Source organism: Bradyrhizobium sp. TM239 (genome assembly GCF_036247985.1).
Classification (GTDB): Bacteria; Pseudomonadota; Alphaproteobacteria; order Rhizobiales; family Xanthobacteraceae; genus Bradyrhizobium; species Bradyrhizobium ottawaense.
In genome coordinates this window covers 133557-140837 of record NZ_BTIR01000003.1, presented here as the reverse complement: position 1 = coordinate 140837, position 7281 = coordinate 133557, and the positions used below count along the sequence as shown (strand labels likewise).

The following is a 7281-nucleotide window of genomic DNA, read 5'->3' as shown; positions in this document are numbered from 1 at the left end:
GGATTCGGGATGCGGATTCTGGGGGCATCGTTGGGGATCGGGCTTGCAGCTTGCTGCATCGCCTCCGCGCGCGCCCAGTCGATCAATCCCGGCGTGATCCAGAACGACGTCGACCGGCAGCGGCGGCAGCTCGAGCAGCAGAGCGCCCCGCCCAAGCTCACCGGGCCGGCGGTGATCGGCGGCGAGCGGGAAAAATCCCAGCTTCTGAAGCCGGGCGGGCCGAAGTTTCGCTTGCGCAAGGTCACGTTCGACGAGTCCAAGTTCATCACGCCGGCGGAGCTGGATGAGATCGCGAAGAAATATGTCGGCAAGAACGTTGACATCGCCTCGCTGCTGCAGCTCGTTGCCGACATCAACGCCGTCTATGCCGCGCGCGGCATCGTCACGGGCATCGCGACGCTGCCCGAGCAGGACGCCAAGGGCGGCGTCGTCCGCGTCAAGCTGACCGAAGGACGGCTGCAGAAGACGACGGTCGAGGGCAACAAGCAGACCCGCACCGATTACATCCTCGATCGCGTGAAGGAGCCCGAAGGCGAGGTCCTCGACGTTCCAAAACTCAATCGTGACGTGATCTGGTTCAACCGGACCAACGACGTGCAGATCAAGGCCCTGCTGCAGCCCGGCACGAGCTTCGGCCTGACCGACCTCCAATTCGCGGTGATCGAGCCGCCGGTCGACACCTTGCAGCTCTTCACCGACAACCAGGGTTCCGAGAACACCGGGCGCTGGGAGGGCGGGGCCTTCTACAAGCGTCATGGCCTGTTCGGCGTCGACGACCGCCTGACCTTCTACGGCGTCCGCTCCGACGGCAATCTCAACGGCAATGTCGCCTACAGCATCCCGGTCAATCCCTGGGGCGGCCGTGCCGGCGTCAGCTATACCGAGGGCAAGATCAAGATCGTCCAGGGACCGTTCGTCGCGCTCGATGTCACCGGTCGCTCGAGCCAGGCCGCGGTTAATTTCAGCCAGCCGGTCTGGGTGACGCAGGACTGGCTGGTGCTGCTCAACGCGGCCTTGACCGAGGGCAAGACCGTCAGCCGCTTTGCCACGGTCGCCGTCACCGACGACCACTACGACAAGACCACGGCCGGAATCTCGGTGACCAAGTCCGGCAACACCTATTCGATCACGGTCTCGCCGGCAGTGAACTACGTCGCGTGGCATGACTATGTGCTCGGCAACAACCGCGCGTTCAACACCTACACCGGCTCGCTGATCGCGACCAGCGCCGCAGGGCCCCAGAACTTCAGCGCCAATGTGCTGGCAAGCTGGCAGTACACGCAGGAGAAGCTGCTGCCGGGCGATCAGATCTTCTCGATCGGCGGCCCCACCACCGTACGCGGTTATCCCTCCAATGCGGCCTCCGGCGACAGCGGCTATTATCTCAACGCCGAGCTGCACTACAACTGGTCGCAATGGCTGAGGGGTTTCGACACCTACATCTTCACCGATTGGGGCGCGGTGTATTCGACCTTTCCCGGCGTCACCGAAATGGCCTCGGTCGGCGTCGGCTTCTCCTGGACCTATGCGTCGTTCATGACCTTCGAGGCGAATTATGCGACGCCACTGAAGATGGCGGTCTCGACCCAGAACCATTACGAGGCCTATGGCCGCGTCATCTTCCGGCCGCTGCTGATGTTCCAGAAGCAGGAAAGCCCCGCGCCGCTGGCGGCGGTGGCCGGCAGGAGCAGGTCGTAGCGGGGGGCTGCGCCGCTCTCTCTCTCCGCCTGCGTCACGTCTCTCCGCCGTCATTGCGAGGAGCCCTTGCGACGAAGCAATCCAGAGTCTTTCTGCGGAAGGATTCTGGATTGCTTCGCTGCGCTCGCAATGACGAAGGATGGATCGATTGCTGGTATCTGATTGGCGAGCTTGGGGCGCGATCCGCTAACGCCGTAACGTAAACTCGTCCGCGCCGCGCCGACGCTCCCATTTTGCCTGCTCCAGCTCGGGCTGGTCGCATTCGACTTCCGGATAGCCGATGCAGAGATAGGCGATGAACTTCCAGGTATCAGGCACGGCCAGAACGGCGTGGATACGATCCGGATTGAGGATCGAGACCCAGCCGATGCCGATGCTTTCGGCGCGTGCAGCGAGCCACATCGCGGTGATGGCGGCGACCACGGAATACTCGGTCGTCTCCGGCATGGTCGCGCGGCCAAGGCCGTGGCCGATGTCGCTGGCCTTGTCGGCGAAGACGGCAAGGTGGCCGGGGGCCTGTTCGAGGCCCGACAGTTTCAGCGTGGCGTAGCGGGCCGCACGTTCACCGGAATAGCAATTCAGTGCGTCGGCGTTGCACGCCGTGAAATCATCGATGATGGCGCGACGTCGTGCAGCATCATCGACGGTGACGAAGCGCCAGGGTTGGCTGAGGCCGACCGAGGGCGACAGGCAGGCGGTCTCGATCAGGCGATCGATGGCGCCGGCGGGCAGCGGGTCGGCTCGAAAGCGGCGGACGTCGCGGCGCCACACGAACAGCTCGCGCAAGTGCTGACGGAAAGTGTCGTCGAACTCGACCATGAGGTCAGCCTCCCATCCGGAAGGATGCGGCCACCAGCAGAACGAGGATCTCGCCGATCTGCTCGAAGGCACCGAGGATGTCGCCGGTCTGCCCGCCGATCTGGCGCACGGCAAGCCGCGCCAGCAACAGGCCGGCGAGCGACAGCACGATCAGACCGACCAGCGCCTTGCCCGGCCCCAACGCGAGAGCGAGCGCGAGCGTTCCAAGTGCGAAGGCGATGGCGACGCTGCGGCCCGGCGGCGATCCCGCGCTTGCCGACAGCCCGTCAGGCCGCGCTGGCGGTACCAGTGACATGAAGGCCGGCACGCCCGCGCGGGCGGCGGCGTGCGCGGCGCAAAGCGCAAATGCCACCAGCAAGGGATCGGCGATCGCCGCGAGTGCGCTCCAGCGCAGGCCAAACGACAGGATCAGCGCGCAGACGCCATAGGTCCCGATCCGGCTGTCGCGCATGATCTCGAGCTTGCGCTCGCGCGTACGGCCGCCGCCGAGCCCATCGGCGGTATCGGCGAGACCGTCTTCGTGCAGCGCGCCGGTGATGAGGGCAGTAATCGCGAGTGCAAGCAAGGCAGCAATGTTCGGCGTCAGTCCGAAGCGGATCGCGACCTTGTAGACGAAGGCGCCGGCAAGGCCGACCAGCAGTCCCGCGACGGGAAGCGCCCAGGTCGCGCGCGCGACGGCGCCGTCAGCCGCGGGCTTCGACGAGGCCACCGGGAGGATCGTCACGAACGATACCGCCATCCTGAGATCGGCGACGATGTCTTTCAGAAGCTCGGCGCGCGGCATCATTTCAATTTCATCGGAAGGCCGGCGACGACGAACTCGACCTCGTCGGCAACGGCCGCGATGGCCTGGTTCATGATCCCGGCGGCGTCGCGAAAGCTGCGAGCGAGCGCGTTGTCGGGCACGATGCCGAGGCCGACTTCGTTGGTGACGAGGACGACCGGGCTCTTGAGACGGGGCAGGGCGGCGGCGAGCTCGGTCACCTCGTGCTCCCAGTCGCGCGTCGCATGCATCAGGTTGGAGAGCCACAGCGTCAGGCAGTCCACCAGCCGCCCGCCGCCGCTATCGCTTGTAACCAGCGCCGGCACGAGATCGAGCGGCACCTCGCGCTCGATCCAGTCGGTTCCGCGGCGCGTACGGTGTCTGGCGATGCGCGCCTCCATTTCGGCATCAAGCGCCTCGGCCGTCGCGACATAGACGGGCTGCCCGGGGAAGGCGCGCGTGCGCATTTCCGCACGCTTGCTCTTGCCCGATCGCGCTCCGCCCGTGATCAAGATGACGGCCATGAAGGTCTCCTGTGGGCCTGACTAATCACCAAACGCGGCCAAAGACAAAGCCGAAATCAGGCCGCCGGGGGCTTGCGCTTGCCCCTCGCTTTGCGCAACAGGGGCGGGACAGGAGGCGAATGTGGGCTTTGCGGGCGCGATGGTGGTGGCGATGGCGGTGGATGCCCTGCTGGGCTGGCCGTCGCCTCTGTTCGCGCGGATCGGGCATCCCGTGACCTGGCTGGGCCGGCTGATCGGCGCCATCGACACCGCCTGGAATCGTTCGTCCGATCGGCCGGCCCTTCGCCGCGGCGCGGGCATTGCTGGCGCGCTTCTCGTGATCGCGCTCTCCGTCGCGTTCGGTTGGACGCTTCAGTCCTTGCTGCCCCTGGGCTGGATCCAGATCGTGCTGATTGGCATCCTGGCCTGGCCCTTGGTCGCTTTGCGCTCGCTATATGATCACGTCGCCGCGGTCGCGAATCCTCTGATGGCCGGTGACATCGCCGTTGCGCGCGACGCGGTCTCGCGCATCGTCGGCCGCGATCCCGCAGCGCTCGACGAAGCCGGCATCGCGCGCGCGGCGATCGAGAGCCTCGCGGAAAACGCCTCCGATGGCATCGTGGCGCCGGTATTCTGGGGCGCGCTGTTCGGCCTGCCGGGCATCCTCGGCTACAAGGCGATCAACACGCTGGATTCGATGATCGGCCATCGCAGCGAGCGACATGAAGCCTTCGGCTGGGCGGCTGCACGCATCGACGATGTCGCCAACTTCATTCCGGCGCGGCTGACCGGATTCTTGTTCGTGCTGCTGGCACCGCGGAGATCGGACGCGCTGTCGTGCATGACGCGCGATGCACGCCGTCACCGCTCACCCAATGCCGGCTGGCCGGAAGCGGCGATGGCGGGCGGGCTTGGGGTGCGGCTCAGCGGCCCCCGCATCTATCACGGCAGCGCGACCAACGAGCCCTGGCTCAACGAAGGCGCGCGCGATCCGCACGCCGCTGATATCGCCGAGGCACTGACGGTCTACCGCCGCGCCATGGTGCTGCTCGCCGGCCTGCTTGCGATCTTGGCTTTCGCGTGAAAGAACGGGACATGCGCGAGCACGGTGGAAATCTGGATCTGGCACAGCAGCGTTTCGGCGGACGCGCGGAGGACTGGATCGATCTGTCGACAGGGATCAACCGGCTGCCTTATCCCGTGGGCGAGATCGATGCGCACTATTGGAATGCGCTGCCCTCGCAATCCGACATCAGCGCCCTGCATCAAGCCGCACAGCACGCCTATCGCACCAGCGCACCGATCGTGGCGATGGGCGGCGCGCAGGCTGCCATTCAATTGCTGCCGCAGCTGGTACCAACCGGCCGCGCCCGCATCCTCGGACCGACCTATAATGAGTATGCAGGGGTTCTGTCGGCTGCAGGCTGGGATGTCCAGCAGGCCAGCGAGCTCGACGTGCTGGCAGGCGCGGATCTCGCCGTGGTCGTCAATCCCAACAACCCCGGCGGACAGCATCATGCTCCGAAGGGTCTGCTCGCATTGCTGCCGCGCGTCGGCCGCCTCGTCATCGACGAGAGCTTTGTCGATGCCGTTCCGCAGCTGTCGCTTGCATCGGAGGCCGATCGGCCGGGACTGCTGATCCTGCGCTCGTTCGGAAAGTTTTATGGGCTTGCCGGCCTGCGGCTCGGCTTCGCGATCGGCAATGCGGCCGACATTGGCAAGCTTGCGTCGATGTCGGGTCCATGGCCGGTCTCGGGAGCGGCGATCGCGATCGGCTGTCGCGCGTTGGGTGACGACGCCTGGGCCGAGGCCACGTCAGCGCGACTAGCCCGGGACTGTGTTCGCCTCGATGCCATAGCGCTAGCGCAAGGCTGGATGCTGCTTGGGGGGACGCCGCTGTTTCGCCTCTACGAGACACCTGACGCGCTCGCCGCGCAAGAGAGATTGGCACAAAGCCAGATCTGGTCGCGCGTCTTCGCGCAGAGGCCGACATGGCTGCGCCTCGGGCTTCCGGGCAGCGAAGCCGAATGGACGCGCGTCTCGGAAGCTCTAGCGCGCTAGCGCAAGCAGGTCTTCCACGTCGAGATGCTCTTCGATGTGGTCGGCGAGCGCATCGAGCGCACTCTCGACCCTGGCTTGATAGGGCTCGTCACCTGCGGGAATGTCGAGCTTGGCCAGATACGCCTTGCGGAAATCATCCGACGTGAACAGGCCGTGCAGATAGCTGCCCTGCACGCGGCCATCGCGCGAGATCGCGCCTTCGGGCTCGCCGTCCAGTGTCGCGAACGGACGTGCACGATCGGGCCCATCGGTCCGGCCGATGTGGATTTCGTACGCCTCGATCGGCCGATCCGTGGCGGCATGCACAGCCGTAACTCGGCTCAGCGTCTTCTGCGGGCTCATCACCGTTTCCACATCCAGCAGCCCAAGGCCTGCCGTGTCGCCTGCGGGGCCTTCGATGCCTTCGGGATCGGCGACGCTGCGGCCGAGCATCTGATAGCCGCCGCAGAGGCCGAGCACATGGCCACCCCTGCGGTGATGCGCGAGCAGATCGATGTCCCAGCCTTGCGCGCGCAGGAAGGCGAGATCGCCGCGGGTCGACTTTGAGCCGGGGATGATGACGAGACGCGTGTCCCCTGGGATGGCTTCGCCGGGGCGCACCATCACGAGATCGACGCCCGCCTCGAGCTTGAGCGGATCGAGATCGTCGAAATTGGCGATCCGCGACAGCGCCAGGCAGGCGATCTTGCACTGGCCCGGCTTGCGCGCGTCGCTCAGGCCCAGCGCGTCCTCAGCCGGCAGCTCGCCGGCGCGGGCGAACCAGGGCAGCACGCCAAGGCCGCGCCATGCGGTCTTTTGCTCGATCAGCCTGTAGCCGTCATCGAACAGGGTGGGATCGCCGCGGAACTTGTTGATGACGAAACCCCGGATCATCGCGGCGTCGTCGGGGTCGATCACCGTCTTGATGCCGACCAGCTGGGCGATGACGCCGCCGCGGTCGATGTCGCCGATCAGCACGACCGGCACGTCGGCCCTGCGCGCAAAGCCCATATTGGCGATATCGGACTTGCGCAAATTGACCTCGGCCGGACTGCCGGCGCCTTCGACCAGCACCAGATCGGCGCGCGCCTTCAGCCGCTCAAAGCTCTCCAGCACCGCGCCCATCAGCGAGGGCTTCATCGCGGCATAGTCACGCGCGCGCGCAGTCGCGATGCGCTTTCCGTGGACGATCACCTGCGCGCCGACATCGGTCTCGGGCTTCAGCAGCACCGGGTTCATGTCGGTGTGCGGCTCGACGCCGGCGGCGAGCGCCTGCAGCGCCTGGGCGCGGCCGATCTCGCCGCCATCGACCGTGACGGCCGCGTTGTTCGACATGTTCTGCGGCTTGAACGGCAGCACGCGCAGGCCGCGCCGCGTGAAGGCACGCGCAAGGCCTGCGACGATGAGCGACTTGCCCACGTCCGAGCCGGCCCCCTGGATCATCAACGCGCGTGCCAT

General features: G+C 66.3%; 7 protein-coding genes. 3 read left to right on the top strand and 4 right to left on the bottom strand.

The window, feature by feature from the left end:
• Nucleotides 1-9 precede the first annotated feature (9 nt).
• Nucleotides 10-1698 carry a ShlB/FhaC/HecB family hemolysin secretion/activation protein gene (locus tag AABA84_RS06965; protein WP_338311699.1) on the top strand — a complete coding sequence of 563 codons (1689 nt, stop codon included), beginning with the start codon at nt 10-12 and terminating at the stop codon, nt 1696-1698.
• 186 nt (nt 1699-1884) lie between these two features.
• On the opposite strand, the gene bluB is transcribed toward AABA84_RS06965, so the two are convergent.
• The 3 genes from bluB to cobU are packed head-to-tail and all read right to left on the bottom strand — an operon-like array spanning nt 1885 to nt 3804.
• Nucleotides 1885-2517, bottom strand: a complete 633-nt coding sequence (bluB, locus tag AABA84_RS06960; RefSeq protein ID WP_338307464.1) for a 5,6-dimethylbenzimidazole synthase — start codon at nt 2515-2517, stop codon at nt 1885-1887.
• A gap of 4 nt (nt 2518-2521) precedes the next feature.
• On the bottom strand, nt 2522-3304 hold the full coding sequence (cobS, locus tag AABA84_RS06955) for an adenosylcobinamide-GDP ribazoletransferase (RefSeq protein ID WP_338307463.1): 783 nt from the start codon (nt 3302-3304) through the stop codon (nt 2522-2524).
• Nucleotides 3301-3804, bottom strand: a complete 504-nt coding sequence (gene cobU / locus AABA84_RS06950) for a bifunctional adenosylcobinamide kinase/adenosylcobinamide-phosphate guanylyltransferase (protein WP_338311698.1) — start codon at nt 3802-3804, stop codon at nt 3301-3303. Before cobU ends, cobS begins: the two co-directional genes overlap by 4 nt.
• Before the next feature lie 121 nt (nt 3805-3925).
• Between cobU and cbiB the strand changes: the two genes are divergently transcribed.
• Together cbiB and cobD are read left to right on the top strand one after the other, a co-directional pair.
• Nucleotides 3926-4867 carry an adenosylcobinamide-phosphate synthase CbiB gene (gene cbiB / locus AABA84_RS06945; protein WP_338311697.1) on the top strand — a complete coding sequence of 314 codons (942 nt, stop codon included), beginning with the start codon at nt 3926-3928 and terminating at the stop codon, nt 4865-4867.
• Nucleotides 4868-4878: 11 nt separating this feature from the next.
• The gene (cobD, locus tag AABA84_RS06940) at nt 4879-5844 is read left to right on the top strand and encodes a threonine-phosphate decarboxylase CobD (protein WP_338311696.1); all 966 of its coding nucleotides are present in this window, start codon (nt 4879-4881) and stop codon (nt 5842-5844) included.
• On the opposite strand, the gene AABA84_RS06935 is transcribed toward cobD, so the two are convergent.
• Nucleotides 5833-7281, bottom strand: coding sequence for a cobyric acid synthase (locus tag AABA84_RS06935; RefSeq protein WP_338311695.1), 1449 nt, complete (start codon nt 7279-7281; stop codon nt 5833-5835). The two genes, cobD and AABA84_RS06935, sit on opposite strands and share 12 nt — an antisense overlap.